Annotated in this window: 13 protein-coding genes; 9 read left to right on the top strand and 4 right to left on the bottom strand. The window is 69.8% G+C overall.

All coding sequences use genetic code 11. The features are described 5' to 3' along the window. Window positions 1–4: 4 nt before the first annotated feature. On the bottom strand, window positions 5–541 hold the full coding sequence (locus FKO37_RS16950) for a YbaB/EbfC family nucleoid-associated protein (protein ID WP_238604987.1): 537 nt from the start codon (window positions 539–541) through the stop codon (window positions 5–7). A 336-nt stretch (window positions 542–877) separates the two neighbouring features. On the opposite strand from FKO37_RS16950, the gene FKO37_RS16945 reads away from it, so the two are divergent. From FKO37_RS16945 to FKO37_RS16930, 4 genes are all read left to right on the top strand, one after another. Beyond that, the gene (locus FKO37_RS16945; RefSeq protein WP_238604986.1) at window positions 878–3,013 is read left to right on the top strand and encodes a phosphocholine-specific phospholipase C; all 2,136 of its coding nucleotides are present in this window, start codon (window positions 878–880) and stop codon (window positions 3,011–3,013) included. A gap of 157 nt (window positions 3,014–3,170) precedes the next feature. Beyond that, entirely contained in the window at window positions 3,171–4,556 is a 1,386-nt protein-coding gene (locus FKO37_RS16940) for a PLP-dependent aminotransferase family protein (RefSeq protein WP_238604985.1), read from the top strand. 48 nt (window positions 4,557–4,604) lie between these two features. Beyond that, window positions 4,605–5,081, top strand: a complete 477-nt coding sequence (locus FKO37_RS16935) for a carboxymuconolactone decarboxylase family protein (RefSeq protein ID WP_134663161.1) — start codon at window positions 4,605–4,607, stop codon at window positions 5,079–5,081. Then, window positions 5,078–6,268 carry an MFS transporter gene (locus tag FKO37_RS16930; protein ID WP_134663162.1) on the top strand — a complete coding sequence of 397 codons (1,191 nt, stop codon included), beginning with the start codon at window positions 5,078–5,080 and terminating at the stop codon, window positions 6,266–6,268. Before FKO37_RS16935 ends, FKO37_RS16930 begins: the two co-directional genes overlap by 4 nt. Here FKO37_RS16930 and FKO37_RS16925 read toward each other — a convergent pair. Both FKO37_RS16925 and FKO37_RS16920 read right to left on the bottom strand, forming a co-directional pair. Then, entirely contained in the window at window positions 6,235–7,425 is a 1,191-nt protein-coding gene (locus FKO37_RS16925) for an acyl-CoA dehydrogenase family protein (protein ID WP_037814134.1), read from the bottom strand. The genes FKO37_RS16930 and FKO37_RS16925 overlap by 34 nt on opposite strands. Further along, complete coding sequence (locus FKO37_RS16920) at window positions 7,422–8,543, bottom strand: CaiB/BaiF CoA-transferase family protein (protein ID WP_134663192.1); 1,122 nt, start codon at window positions 8,541–8,543, stop codon at window positions 7,422–7,424. The genes FKO37_RS16925 and FKO37_RS16920 overlap by 4 nt, the downstream gene beginning before the upstream one ends. A 106-nt stretch (window positions 8,544–8,649) precedes the next feature. On the opposite strand from FKO37_RS16920, the gene FKO37_RS16915 reads away from it, so the two are divergent. Further along, window positions 8,650–9,396, top strand: a complete 747-nt coding sequence (locus tag FKO37_RS16915) for an IclR family transcriptional regulator (RefSeq protein ID WP_238604984.1) — start codon at window positions 8,650–8,652, stop codon at window positions 9,394–9,396. On the opposite strand, the gene FKO37_RS16910 is transcribed toward FKO37_RS16915, so the two are convergent. Beyond that, window positions 9,393–9,800 (bottom strand): MarR family winged helix-turn-helix transcriptional regulator, encoded by a 408-nt coding sequence (locus FKO37_RS16910; protein ID WP_238604983.1) that lies wholly within the window; start codon window positions 9,798–9,800, stop codon window positions 9,393–9,395. The genes FKO37_RS16915 and FKO37_RS16910 overlap by 4 nt on opposite strands. Before the next feature lie 95 nt (window positions 9,801–9,895). On the opposite strand from FKO37_RS16910, the gene FKO37_RS16905 reads away from it, so the two are divergent. The 4 genes from FKO37_RS16905 (at window position 9,896) to FKO37_RS16890 (ending at window position 13,833) form a co-directional block, all read left to right on the top strand. Continuing rightward, window positions 9,896–10,966, top strand: coding sequence for a substrate-binding domain-containing protein (locus tag FKO37_RS16905; RefSeq protein ID WP_037814138.1), 1,071 nt, complete (start codon window positions 9,896–9,898; stop codon window positions 10,964–10,966). Between the two features lie 88 nt (window positions 10,967–11,054). Continuing rightward, window positions 11,055–11,681, top strand: coding sequence for an AmiS/UreI family transporter (locus FKO37_RS16900; RefSeq protein WP_134663164.1), 627 nt, complete (start codon window positions 11,055–11,057; stop codon window positions 11,679–11,681). 24 nt (window positions 11,682–11,705) lie between these two features. Then, window positions 11,706–12,743: an aliphatic amidase gene (locus FKO37_RS16895; RefSeq protein WP_037814141.1), complete on the top strand. Its 1,038-nt coding sequence runs from the start codon at window positions 11,706–11,708 to the stop codon at window positions 12,741–12,743. A gap of 43 nt (window positions 12,744–12,786) precedes the next feature. Then, a complete protein-coding gene (locus FKO37_RS16890) occupies window positions 12,787–13,833 on the top strand; it encodes an AAA family ATPase (RefSeq protein WP_238604982.1) in 1,047 nt (348 codons plus the stop codon). The last annotated feature ends 388 nt before the right edge of the window (window positions 13,834–14,221 follow it).

Below are 14,221 nucleotides of genomic sequence, written 5' to 3'. Positions count from 1 at the left end.
CGGATCATCCCCGTGTCATGAAGGACTGGCCGAAGCCGTCGTCGCCGTCGTCGGAGTCGCCGGGCGGCCTGCGCACCGGAGGCGGCTTCGGCGCGGATTCCTCGTCGATGCCGCCGAGATTCCGGACGTTGCAGTCCTCGCCGGGGTCCGGTTCCTCCGGCTCCGGCTCGGGAAACTTGGCCCGGTAGTTGCCGACGATCGTGTCCATCGTCTGCCGGTCGTCGCCGATCGTCTCCGCCATGACCTCGCCGAGCCGGTCCGGCAACCGCGCCTGCGCGCGCCGCAAAGTCGTCAGCACCGCGGCGGCCACCTGCGCCCCGGAGCATTCCCGCACCTGATCGGTGATCCGCAGATCGGTCACGTTCCCCGCGGAGTCGACCGTGACCGTGACCAGACCGTCCTTGCCCGTCTCGGTCACCGAGACCTGCCCGACCGCGGCCTGCATCGCTTGGTACCGCTGGGCTTTCTGCTTCGCCTCGGCCACCATCCGGTCCACGCGCGCCGCCGCGTCGCCGGCGTCACCGGACAGCGGATCGCTCATCCCCGCATCCCCCGTTCCCCCGGTTTTCGGACCCACCAGAGGAAACCACCGGCGTTCGAGGCACATGGTTCGCGCAGGGCAAGTTAGCTCGAATAGCCGAGCCGTTATGAGCGGTTAACTCGCCATTTGCCCGGAATGCCCGGCAACCGGCCCCTCGACGTGACGGGCGGGCGGCGTCCGGATTGCCGGGATCCGGCGCGGTCGCGGCGAACCGGAAGTATTCACCCGCGCGCCAGATCCGGGACACTCGGCTCGTTCATGATCTCCCCCGGGCGAGCGGCGGCCGGTAAATCCGGGCGACCGCTGTCTCGCCGCGAGCGCATGGAGGAACACGACATGGCGGGTACGAGTCGCCGGAACTTTCTCGGCATGGCGGGCGCTTCGCTCGCCGGGGCGGCGGCCGGAGGGCTGCTGCCCGGGTCCATCGGGAAGGCGCTCGCGGTCGAACCGGCCCGCCGGTCGGGGACCATCGAGGACGTCGAGCACGTCGTCGTCCTCATGCAGGAGAACCGGTCCTTCGACCACTACTTCGGCACCATGCGCGGCGTGCGCGGCTACGGCGACCCGCGGCCGCACCTGCTGCCCAACGGGCGGCCGGTGTTCTACCAGCCGCCGGCGAAGACGCGCACCTCCCGCTACAACGGCCGCGGCCTTCCCGACGACGCCGAGTACGTGCTGCCGTTCCCGCTCGACGCCCTGCGCACCAGCGAGCACATCGCCGGCACCGACCACAGCTGGGGCAGCGGCGAGCCGCTCTGGAACGGCGGACGCTATGACGGCTGGGTGAACGAGAAGCAGGACGTGTTCACCATGTGCTACCAGCAGCGTTCCGAGCTGCCCTACCACTACGCGCTGGCCGAGGCGTTCACCATCTGCGACGCCTACCACTGCTCGGTTCCCGCCGACACCGCGCCGAACCGGATCATGCTCTGGTCGGGCACCATCGACACGCAGAACCGGCTCGGCACCAAGGCGAACGGTCCCGGTCTGGACGAGCGCGCGAACACCAACGGCTACACCTGGACCACCTATCCCGAGCGGCTGCAGAAGGCCGGCGTCACCTGGAAGCTTTACCAGGGCGGCAGCGGCATCCCGGGCGAGCCGACGGACAACTACACGGACAACTCCCTCGAGTTCTTCGCGCAGTACCACCCGCAAGAGGGGGCGTCCGGCCCGCTGGTCGAGCAGGGCGTTTCGACGCACACGCTCAAGGAGTTCCGCGCCGACGTGCAGGCCGGAAAGCTGCCGCAGGTCACCTGGATCGTCCCGCCGTACAAGTACAGCGAGCACGCCGCCGCATCCGCCAGCGACGGTGCGTACTACCTGAACCTCGTCCTCGACGCGCTGGTCTCGAACCCCGAGGTGTGGAGCAAGACCGTCTTCTTCGTCAACTACGACGAGAACGACGGCCTGTTCGACCACGTCGTCCCGCCGATGCCCCCGCTGCTGAACCAGCCGGGCACGGACGGCCTCGTGTCGCGGGCGCTCTCGGCCAGCCTCGCCGACGAGTTCCTCGACTTCGACAAGCTGCGCCCGAGCACCGGAACCGGCCCGAGCGGCCACCGGCTGGCCGGCAAGCACCCGGCCGGACTCGGTTCCCGGGTGCCGATGTTCGTCGTGTCGCCGTGGTCCCGCGGCGGCTGGGTCTGCTCCGAAACCTTCGACCACACGTCGGTGCTGCGTTTCCTCGAAGCCCGGTTCGGCGTGGCGGAGCCGAACATCAGCGCGTGGCGCCGGTCCGTCTGCGGCGACCTCACCTCGGCGTTCGACTTCTCCCGCCCGCAGACCAAACCGGTCGTCACACCCACGCCCGCCCCGCTGCCGAGCAAGAACCAGCCGTTCTCGGTGAAGCTGCCGCAGGCGATGCCGAAGCAGGAGCCGGGCGTCCGTCCCGCACGGGCGCTGCCGTACCGGTTCACCACTGCGCTCGCCGGAAAGCGCGACGGGCACTCGGTTTCGGTGCGGTTCACCAACGACGGCACCGTGGGCGCGCACTTCTACGTCTACGCGCACGGCGACTCGCCCCGCCGCTACACGGTCGCCGCGCATGACACCCTCACCGACACCTGGGACGGCGCACCGGGCACCGACGAGCACGGCAACTACGACCTACGCGTGACCGGCGCGAACGGTTACCTCGCGCAGTTCACCGGCACCACCGCGGACACCACCGAACCCGAGGTCTCGGTGTCCACGAACAATTATGGTGCCCCGCTGCTGACCCTGACCGTCACGAACCCGGGCCGGCAGCGCCGGAAACTCAAGCTGCGCAACGATTACAGCCGCGGTGCCGCCCGCACGATCGTGCTCGGCCCGGGCGAAACCCGCCGGGTACCGTGCGAAACGGCCTCCGCGTTCGGCTGGTTCGACATCTCGCTGACCGACCCCGCCGCGCCGGGCTACCTGCGCCGGTTCGCCGGACACAACGAGACCGGCCGGCCGAGCTTCAGCGACCCCGGTCCGCGGCGATGATCACCGCTGAACACGTGCGCGCATAACGGAAACGCCCGGCCGGGCAGTCCTGGCCGGGCGTTTCCGCGTGCCGATCGCTTCGTCGCTTGAGCCGGGCCACGCCCGGCGCGGGCGGATCGCGCAGGCTCTCCGCTGACGAAGCGGCTAAAGTCCGGCCATGAAGCGCGCATCGGCGGCCGACGGGCTCGACCTCTACCTGCCCGTGTCCACCACGCGCCCAGCGCACGCGCTCGAAACGGCGTTGCGCGCCGCGGTCGTCGACGGCCGTCTCCCGGTGGGCACCCGGCTGCCCGCGTCGCGCGCACTCGCCACCGATCTCGGCATCGCCCGCAGCACCGTCTCCGAGGTCTACTCGCGACTCGCCGCCGAAGGCTGGCTGGAAAGCCGCGTCGGTGCAGGAACGTGGATCGCCGGGTTCCCGCGGCAGGCGCAACCAGCTGCCGCACAACAACAATCGCCGCCCGAATACGAACTTCGCGGCGGCCTCGCCGACGCCGGAGACTTCCCGCGCAGCCAATGGAGCGCGCAAACCCGGCGGGCGCTGTCGGAAATGCCGGTCTCCGCGTTCGCCTACGCACCGCCCGAGGGAGTGCCCGAACTCCGCGACACCCTCGCCGGATACCTGGCCCGCACGCGCGGCGTCACCGCGGGGGACATCGTGATCGGCAGCGGCTTCGGCGACCTGCTTTCGTTGACCTGCCGCAGTATTCGCGCGCGCGGCGGCAAGCGGATCGCCGTCGAGGAGTACGGGCACGAACGGCACCGGCGCATCATCGCCGAGTCCGGTTTGGACATCGTCCCGATCCCCGTGGACGCGGAAGGCGCGGACCTCGACGGCACGAAGGCCGACGCGGTCTTCCTCACCCCGGCCCACCAGTTCCCGACCGGCGTCCCGCTCTCCCCGGAACGCCGCCGGGCCGCCGTCGAATGGGCGAACGCGCGCGACGCGCTGATCCTGGAAGACGACTACGACGGCGAATTCCGCTACGACCGCCGCAGCATCGGCGCACTCCAAGCCCTCGCGCCGGATCGAGTCGTGTACCTGGGCACGTCGAGCAAAGCCCTCGCCCCGGCCGTCGGCGTCGCCTGGGCCGTGACCCCGCCCGACCTCCTCCCCGAGTTGCTCCGGCAGCGAAGCCTCAGCGGCGTCACGCCCAGCGGTCTGCACCAGCAGGTCCTCGCCCGTTTCCTCGATTCCCACGAGTACGACCGTGCCGTCCGCCGCCGCCGCGCCACGTTCCGGACGCGTCGCGAACTGTTCGCCCAGCTCCTCGCCGAACGCACTCCGGACCTGCGGCCCGGCGGCCTCGCCGCGGGTCTGCAATGCCTGGTCGAACTCCCGGACGCCGCGGCCGAAGAACGGGCGCTCGCCGCCGCCCGCCAGTTCGGCGTCGCCCTCGAAGGACTCGCCGACTACCGCGCCCCCGGCGGCAACCCGGACCGCGCCGGAGTCGTCATCGGCTACGGCGCGGTGTCGTCCGCCCGAGCCACGCGCGCCCTCGCCTTGGCCGCCGACGCGCTGGCAAATGGTCTGAGTTCTTAGCTTCAGATTGGCCGGGAACCCGGACCATTCGAGACCTAATCTAGGTCCATGACAACGACGATCCCGATCCCCCAGCGCCTCGATTTCGACGCGCTGGCCCCGATTTTCTCCCGTGCGATGAGCACTTTGGACGACGCCGCGACCCAGCAGCTCGACCACGCCGAGATCGACCCGGGCCTGCGCGAGTTGGTCCGCCTCCGCGCGTCCCAGATCAATGGCTGCGCCTACTGCGTCGACATGCACTCGCAGGCCGCGCGCAAGGAAGGCGTCACCGCTCAGCGGGTCGACGCTCTCGCGGTCTGGGCGGAATCCGGCCTGTTCACCGCTGCCGAGCGGGCCGCGTTCGCGCTCACCGAGGACGTCACGCGCCTCTCCGAAACGCACGTGCCCGAGTCGACCGTTTCCGAGGCCGTCGCGGCATTCGGCGAGGAAGGCGCGGCCGCGCTGATCGCGCTCATCACCGCCATCAACATGTGGAACACGGTCGGCGTCTCGACCCGGTGCTGGTCGGTCAGCCCGGCATGACCAGCACGCGCACGGCGATCCGGCGGCTCGCCACCGCCCAAGCCCTGACCTCGGCGGGCGACGGCGCGGTACTGGCCGTGTCCGCCGTCCACTTCACCACCAGGGTCGGCCTGCCGGCCGGAATCGTGGCGCTCGGGCTGTCGCTCGGCGCGGCGACGAGCCTGACCACCACCGTTCCGTTCGGAACGCTGCTGGACCGGATCGGTGCCCGCCGCGCACTCGCCGCGGCGACCGTCGCCTCGGTCGCGGGCCTGCTGCTGTTCGCCGTCGCGCACACTGTTCCGCTGTACATCGCCGCGTGCGCGCTCTTCGCCTGCGGGCAGAGCGCGCTCGCGGCGGGCCGCCAAGCCGTCGTCGCGACGGTGGTGGCTCCCGAAGGCCGCGTCCGGGCCCGCGCCCTGCTGCACACCGCCGTCAACATCGGCATCGGCGCGGGCTCCGGCGTCGGCGCGCTCGTCCTGGCCGCCGGCACCAACGCGGTCACCGTTTTCCTCGTCGACGCCGGATTGTTCGTCTTCGCCACCGCGCTGTACCTGCACGCCGGACCGGACGCACCCACCGAACGCCAGACCGGCTGGCCAGCCTTGCGCGACCGCCGTTACGTCACTCTGACGCTGCTGGCCGCGATCACGCAGCTGACCATGCCGATCCTCAGCGTGACGCTTCCACTGTGGATAGTCACGCGCAGTTCCGCTCCACAATGGACGTCAGCGGTGGTGCTGCTGGCCAACACCGTCCTCGTCGTCCTGCTCCAACTGCCGATCAGCCGCCAGGTCCGCGACGCCCGCACCGCACGCCGATCCCTTGCCGTGGCTGGGATCTTCCTGATCGCCGCCTGCTCCGTCTTCGGCTCGCTCAGCGCTTCAGCACACCCGGTAGTCCTGGCCCTGGTCGGCGCGCTCCTGCTCACCCTCGCCGAAACGACCGCCTCCGCCGGTGCCTGGCATCTCGCGTTCAGCCTTGCCCCCGAAGGACATCAGGGCCAGTACCAAGCGCTGTTCGCCACCAGCACCGCGCTCGCGCGCATCACCGGACCGATCGTACTGGTCCCGCTCGTGCTGACGTTCGGCTTCCTCGGCTGGACGCTCGCCGGGCTCGGGATGCTGGCCGCGGCCGCCGGACTGGCGGCCATGGCCGTGCCGCGGCGGAGCCCTCAGCGGAAAGCCGACTGCCCGGTGATCGCCTGACCCACCACCAGCGTGTGCATCTCGACGGTGCCCTCGTAGGTGAGCACCGATTCGAGGTTGTTCATGTGCCGGATCACCGGGTACTCCAGCGAAATCCCGTTCGCGCCGAGGATCGTGCGCGCGGTGCGGCAGATCTCGATCGCCTCGCGGACGTTGTTCAGCTTGCCGAGGCTCACCTGTTCCGGCCGCAGCACCCCGGCGTCCTTGCGCCGTCCCAAGTGGATCGCGAGCAGCAACGCCTTCGTGTACTCGAGCGTCATGTCGACAAGTTTCTGCTGCGTCAGCTGGAACGCGGAGATCGGCTTCCCGAACTGCGTGCGCTCCTCGGCGTAGGACATCGCCGCCTGCAAGCAGGAACGCGCCGCGCCCACCGAGCCCCAGACGATGCCGAAGCGGGCTTCGTTGAGGCAGCTCAACGGCCCCTTCAGCCCGGTGACCTCCGGCAGCACCGCATCCGCGGGCAGCCGCACGCCGTCGAGGACAAGCTCGCTGGTGATCGAAGCGCGCAGCGACAGCTTGTGCTTGATCTCCGGCGCCGAGAAGCCCGGAGTGTCCGTGGGCACCACGAAGCCGCGCACGCCCTTGTCGGTCTGCGCCCACACCACGGCGACGTCGGCGACGCTTCCGTTGGTAATCCACATCTTCCGGCCGTCGAGGATCCAGTCGTCGCCGTCGCGCCGCGCGCGGGTGCGCATGCTCGCCGGGTCCGAGCCGGCGTCCGGTTCGGTCAGCCCGAAGCAGCCGATCGCCTCGCCCGCCGCCATCGACGGCAGCCACTGCTGCTTCTGCTCCTCCGAACCCCACTTCCAGATCGCGAACATCGCGAGCGAACCCTGCACCGACACCAGCGAGCGGATGCCCGAGTCGGACGCCTCCAGCTCCAGGCAGGCCAGGCCGTACTCGGTCGCCGACATCCCGGCGCAGCCGTAGCCCTCCAGGTGCATGCCCAGCACCCCGAGCGAGCCGAGGTCCTTGGCGAGACCGCGGACGTCTGGCAGTTCGCCGCGCTCGAACCAGTCGCCGACGTACGGGTCGATCCGGTCGGCGCAGACCCGGCGGACCGCGTCCGCGATCGCCTTCTCGTCTTCGGTGAACAGGTCGCCGAGCCCGGCGGGGTCGCGCGGATCCAGCGGCGGCAGGGACTTCGTGGCGCTCATTTCTTCTCCTCTGCGAGCCAGCGGCGAATCTCGTCGCTGTGCTGCCCCAGCCGGGGCGGGGCGGTGTAGCGGGCGACCGGCGTCTCCGAATAGCCGATCGGGTGACGGACCTGGGGCGGCGAGTCGCCGACCGGCACGGTGGGCGCGAGGCCGAGCGATTCCGCGAGCTTGAACCCGTCCGCGAGATCGCCGACCGCACCGGCGGGCACGCCGACCTCGGTCAGCCGCGCGGCCCACGCCGCCACCGTGTCGGTGCCGAGCTGCCGTTCGAGCGCGGCGCGCAGCTCCGGACGGTGGCGCACGCGTTCGGCGTTCGTCGCGAACCGCTCGTCGTCGGCCAGCTCCGGAGCGCCCAGCACCTCGGCGAGGCGGCGGAACTGCCCGTCGTTGCCACAAGCCAACGCGAGCACGTCGTCCTTGCAGCGCAACGTTTCGTACGGCGCGATCGACGGATGCGCGTTGCCCATCCGCTGCGGCGCGCGTCCGGTCGTGAGATACGAGGAAGCCTGGTTGGCCATCGAACCGAGCAGACTGGACAGCAGATTCACCTCGACCCGCTGCCCCCGCCCGGACTGCTCTCGGGCCCGCAACGCGGCGAGAATGCCGATGGTGGCGTCCTTCGCGGCGAGCACGTCGACCAGCGCGACGCCGACCTTCGCCGGTTCGTCGGTGCCGGTGACGCTCATCAGACCGCCCATGGCCTGCACGAGGAAGTCGTAGCCGGGCAGGTCCGCGTCGCCGCCGAAGCCGGAAACCGAGCAGTACACGATGCCGGGATTACCCACGCGGACGGATTCGTAGTCGAGCCCGCGCCTTTGCAGCGCGCCGGACCGGAAGTTCTCCACGAGCACGTCGGCGCGCTGGGCGAGTTCGCGCGCCAGCACCAGGTCGTCCGGATCGCCGAGGTCGAGCACGACGGACTGCTTGGACCGGTTGGCGCATTCGAAGTACGAGCTGGAGTGCGCGGTCCACGGCGGTCCCCAGCCGCGCGTGTCGTCCCCGGAGCCGGGTCGTTCGACCTTGATCACCGTCGCCCCGAGGTCGGCCAGGTTCACGCACGCCAGCGGACCGGCCAGCACCCGGCTGAAATCCGCGACGACGACACCGTCCAGTGGCATGCTCACGAGCGCACCTCCTCGCTACGCATACTGGCATCGAAATACGTATTTACGCAACCCGCAGGTCCGGGTAGAGTTCCCGATCACCCGAGGAGAGAAAGCACCGATGCCGACGCACCCCACGCCGGACGGCCGCCCGAGGCCGCACCACCGGATGATCGACCGGGTGTCGACCATCCTGGAGCGGGCCGCGCGCTCCCGGAACGGGGTCACGCTCACCGAGTTCGCGCGCAAGCTCGACGCGCCGATGAGCTCGATCCAGGGCCTGGTCAACGGCCTCGTCGCCACCGGCTACCTCGACGAGCACGACCGCCGCTACTCCCTCGGCCCGGCCCCGTTCCTGCTCGTCCGACTGGTCGGCCGCCCCACCGTCACCACGGTGTCGCACGAGGACCTCGAAGCGCTGCACGAGGAAACCGGGATGACCGCGGTGCTGGCGATCATGGTGGGCAGCGACCTCTATTACGTCGACTACGCCTCGCACGACCCGCGCTACGCCTATCTCGCCGAAGGTTTCGTGCGCCGCTCGCCGATCCGCACGTCCACCGGCTGGATCTTGCTGGCGGCCATGGAAAACCGGGACCTGTGGCCGCAGATCGGCGCACTGCCGCCCGCGGATGCCGAACTGGTCGAACGCTTCGTGCAGGACCTGACCCGGATTCGCACCGAAGGCCTGGTCGCCGCGCCGAGCGCTTCGACCGAGGCGGACGGCGTGTCCGTCGCCGTGGTGGAGGACGGCCGGACCGTCGCCGCGGTCGGGATCATGGGCAGCCACGCCGAAGTGGCCGAGCGCAAGGACGAGCTGATCAAAGTCCTTACCCAGCACCGTCGTGAGTGGCAAAGCCGGTTCTAACCGGTTTCAACGCTCACGATCGCCGTCAGCACGCCGCCGTCCGGATCCAGGTCGCGTTCGACCTCGGCCAGCCGGGCCGTCGCCCGCTGATGCGCACTGCGTCCGCGCGGCGCGAGATACACCCGGACCCGCCGCCGGTCCTCCGCGTCGACCTCGCGGTACGCGGCCGCGGTGGTGACCAGCCGGTCCACCACCCGCGTCAGCGTCGGCCCGGTGACCAGCGTGCGCCCGGCGAGTTCGGTCATCGTGAGCCCGTCGCCGGCGGCGAGCGCGTCCAGCACCAGCCAGCCGTCGAGCGACAGCCCCTCCTGCTTGAGCAGCGGCTCGATCCGCAGGGTGACTGCGCGTGCGGTGCGGGTGAGCGCGCGGATCAGCGACGCCTCGGCCGCCTGTGCCTGCCTCATCTCGCCCGCCCTCGTTCCGCCCTTGCGCAAATGCCTCCGCATTGTAAGACTTTCAAATGGAAGCAAGTCAACCGGCAAAGAAGCCCGGAGCCGGCATGGGACTCGGAGTCGCCAGCCGCGCGAGCGCGTTGCGCGTCGCGCTGGTCGTCCCGCTGCAGGGACCGGCGGGCCTTTTCGGGCCCTCGTGCGAGGCGATCAGCGAACTCGCGGTCCGGGAACTCAACGACGCGGGCGGGATCCTCGGCCGCGAGGTCGCGCTGGAAGTCGTCGACGGCGGCGCTCCCCCGGCCCAGGTCGCCTCGGCCGTGCGCCGGCTGGTCGACGCGGGCGAGGTCGACGCGGTCACCGGTTGGCACATTTCCTCGGTCCGCAACGCCCTCGCGCCGGTCCTCGCCGACCGCGTTCCGTACGTGTACACGTCGCTCTACGAAGGCGGTGAAAGTCGTTCCGGCATCTACTGTTCCGGCGAAATCCCGCGCGTGCAGATCCAGCCCGCGCTGCGGTGGCTGCGCGACAACTGCGGCGCGCGCACCTGGTTCGTGGCGGGCGACGATTACGTGTGGCCGCGCGGTTCCGCGGACGCGATCCGGCGCTATGCAAGGGAACTCGATCTCCAGATCGTCGGCGAAGCATTCGTCGGACTCGGCTCGGGCGACATGGCCCGGCTCGTCCGGCGCGTCGAAACCTCGGCGTGCGACGGCGTTCTGATGCTGTTCGTCGGGCAGGACGCGGTCCGGTTCAACCGCCGGTTCGCCGCGCGCGGCCTCCACGAGCAGATGCTCCGCTTCAGTCCGCTGATGGAAGAAAACATGCTGCTGGCCAGCGGAGCCGAGGCGACCCGGAACCTCTTCGCGTCCGCCGCGTACTTCCGCTCCCTCGTCACCGCGGACGCGATGGACCTGCTCGGCCGCTACGTCCACCTGCACGGCCCGGCCGCGCCGCCGCTCAACAACGCGGCCGAATCCTGTTACGAGGGCTTGCATACGCTCGCCGAACTCGCCCGCCGGGCAGGCACTCCGGACATGCACGCCTTCAACGCCGCGATCGACGGCGTCGCCTACGACGGACCGCGCGGCACCGTCGAATTCCACGGCCAGCAAGCCGCCCAGCACGTGCACCTCGCCGCCGCGCAAGGCTGCGACTTCGATCCGATCACCCGGCTCTGACCCGTCCCGCTCCGCTCTTGACGGCCGCCGTCCGCCCATTTATTTTCACTTGACAGTATTTCATCTGGTACCAACTGAGGAGCGTGCGATGAACAACGTCGGCCTGCTCTACGTCGGGGCGGTACTGCTGGTCAACGGGCTGATGCTGCTCGGGCGCGTGCCCGCGCGGTCGGCCGCCGCGCTGAATCTGTTCGTGGGCGGGCTGCAGTGCGTGACGCCGACGGTGCTGATCATCCAGGCGCACGGGGATTCCGAAGCGATCCTCGGCGCGTCCGGGCTGTTCCTGTTCGGCTTCACCTACCTGTACGTCGGGATCGCGAACCTCGCCGGTCTCGAACCCGAGGGCATCGGCTGGTTCTCGCTGTTCGTCGCGGGCGCCGCGATCGTGTACGCCGGCCTGGCGTTCTGGCGGCAGGACGATCCGGTGTTCGGCGTCATCTGGCTGTCCTGGGCCCTGCTGTGGGGCCTGTTCTTCCTCGTGCTCGGGCTCGGCCGCGAGGAGCTGACCCGGTTCACCGGCTGGACGACCGTCCTGCTGAGCCAGCCGACCTGCACGCTGCCCGCGTTCCTCGCGCTCACCGGGGGCTACCGCTCCACCGCGACCGCCGCTCTCATCGCGGCAGCAATCGCGATCCTGCTCGTCGCCCTCGCCGCGGTGCTCGGGTTCCGCGGCCAGTCCCGCTCCGTCCCCGACCGCGCCGCGGCCGCGGCCTGACCCTCCACCAGAAGGAGAAATCCCATGCGACACGGTGACATTTCCTCGAGCCCGGACACGGTCGGCATCGCGGTCGTGAACTACAAGATGCCGCGGCTGCATTCGAAGGCCGAGGTGCTCGACAACGCGCGCAAGATCGCCGACATGGTGGTCGGCATGAAGAGCGGCCTGCCCGGAATGGATCTCGTCGTGTTCCCCGAATACTCGACGCAGGGGATCATGTACGACGAGCAGGAAATGTACGACACCGCGGCGACCGTCCCCGGCGAGGAGACCGCGATCTTCTCCGCCGCCTGCCGCGAAGCCGACACCTGGGGCGTTTTCTCGATCACCGGCGAACAGCACGAGGACCACCCGAACAAACCGCCGTACAACACCTTGGTGCTGATCGACAACCACGGCGAGATCGTGCAGAAGTACCGGAAAATCCTGCCGTGGTGCCCGATCGAGGGCTGGTACCCGGGCGACCAGACGTACGTCACGGACGGCCCGAAGGGGCTCAAAATTTCGCTGATCATCTGCGACGACGGCAATTACCCGGAAATCTGGCGGGATTGCGCGATGAAGGGCGCCGAGCTGATCGTCCGCTGCCAGGGCTACATGTACCCGGCGAAGGACCAGCAGGTGCTGATGGCGAAAGCCATGGCGTGGGCCAACAACTGCTACGTCGCGGTCGCCAACGCGGCCGGATTCGACGGCGTGTACTCGTATTTCGGCCACTCCTCGATCATCGGTTTCGACGGCCGGACGCTCGGCGAAACCGGCGAGGAGGAATACGGAATCCAGTTCGCCCAGCTGTCGCTTTCGGCGATCCGGGACGCCCGCGAGTACGACCAGTCGCAGAACCACCTGTTCAAACTGCTGCACCGCGGTTACTCAGGCGTGCACGCGGCCGGCGACGGCGACAAGGGCGTCGCGGACTGCCCGTTCGAGTTCTACCGCACGTGGGTCACCGACGCGCAGAAGGCGCAGGAAAACGTCGAGGCCATCACGCGCAGCACGATCGGCGTGGCCGAATGCCCGGTCGGCCAGCTGCCCGCGGAAAAGACCAAGCAGGCCTGATCCCCCGCTAGCTGCCGGTTTTTCGGTTCAGGGAAAGGACACCATGCCGTTCATCACCGACAGGTACCACGACCAGAACCGGAACCGGCAGCCAGCCGCTCCGGCCGCCGCCCCCGCTCCGTCCACTCCGGACACTCCCGAAGCGCTCGCACAACGCCTGCGCAGCCGCGTCCTGGGCCAAGACCCAGCCATCGACGCCGTCGTCCGCGCGATCACCCTGGCCCGCGCGGGCGCGACGGAACCCGACCGTCCCCCCGCGACTGTTCTTCTCCTCGGCCCCACCGGCGTAGGCAAAACCGAACTGGTCCGCCAGGTCGCCGCCGCCCTGCGCTCCGGCCCGGACGACCTGTGCCGAGTGGACATGAACTCCCTCGCCCAGGAGCATTACGCAGCCTCCTTCAACGGCGCCCCGCCCGGATACGCGGGAAGCAAGGAAGCCTTCACCGTCTTCGACCGGTCCACTGTGGAGGGTGACCCGTACACCCCAGGAATCGTCCTTTTCGACGAGGTGGAGAAAGCCCACCCTACTGTTCTGCGCGCCCTCCTGGGCGTACTGGACAACGGAATCCTCCGTCTCGCGAACGGCCAGGAGAAAATCTCCTTCCGCAACAGCTTCGTCTTCCTCACCTCGAACCTGGGCTCAAAGGAACTCGCCCGCCGCCGCGGTTCCCGCTGGCGCACGCTCCTGGACCGCGGCCACACCCGCCGCACCGTGGTCGGCAAAGCCCTGCAGTCGTTCTTCGACCCGGAATTCCTGAACCGCATCGACGAAACGGTGATCTTCGACGAACTGGACCGCACCACCATCGAACAAGTAGCCCGCCTCGAAACCGACCTGCTGCGCACGAGACTCCGCCGCCGCGGCGTCGATCTCCAAGTAGACGACTCCGCCGTCCACCTCCTCGCCGATCAAGGCTTCGACCCGATATACGGCGCCCGCGGCCTGCGCCGGACCCTGCGCACCCACCTGGCCGCCCCGGTAGCCGCCGAAATCATGCGCGTACGCCCGACCGGCACCACCCCGCTGCGGATCACCGCAACCGCCTCGGCCGGATCCGTCCGCGCGACCGCCACCGATCCGGCGCCTTGACACCGCGCAACCACCTCAGCCGGAACCCACCCGCACAACCGCCACCGACCCAGAGCCTCGACACCGCACGACCACCTCAGCCGGAACCCACCCGCGCCAACGCCACCGACCCAGAGCCTTGACACCGCGCAACCACCTCAGCCGAAACCCACCCGCGCCACCACCACCGACCCAGAGCCTCGACACCCCACGACCACCTCGACCGGAACCCACCCGCGCCACCACCACCGACCCAGAGCCTCGACATCGCGCGACCACCTCAGCCGAAACCCACCCGCGCCACCACCACCGACCCAGAGCCTCGACACCCCACGACCACCTCGACCGGAACCCACCCGCGCCACCACCACCGACCCAGAGCCTCGACATCGCGCGACCACCTCAGCCG

Source organism: Amycolatopsis sp. Poz14 (assembly GCF_006704225.1).
Classification (GTDB): Bacteria; Actinomycetota; Actinomycetes; order Mycobacteriales; family Pseudonocardiaceae; genus Amycolatopsis; species Amycolatopsis nivea.
Note: the sequence above shows the minus strand (reverse complement) of the source record. Positions and strands in the feature narration are given on the sequence as shown.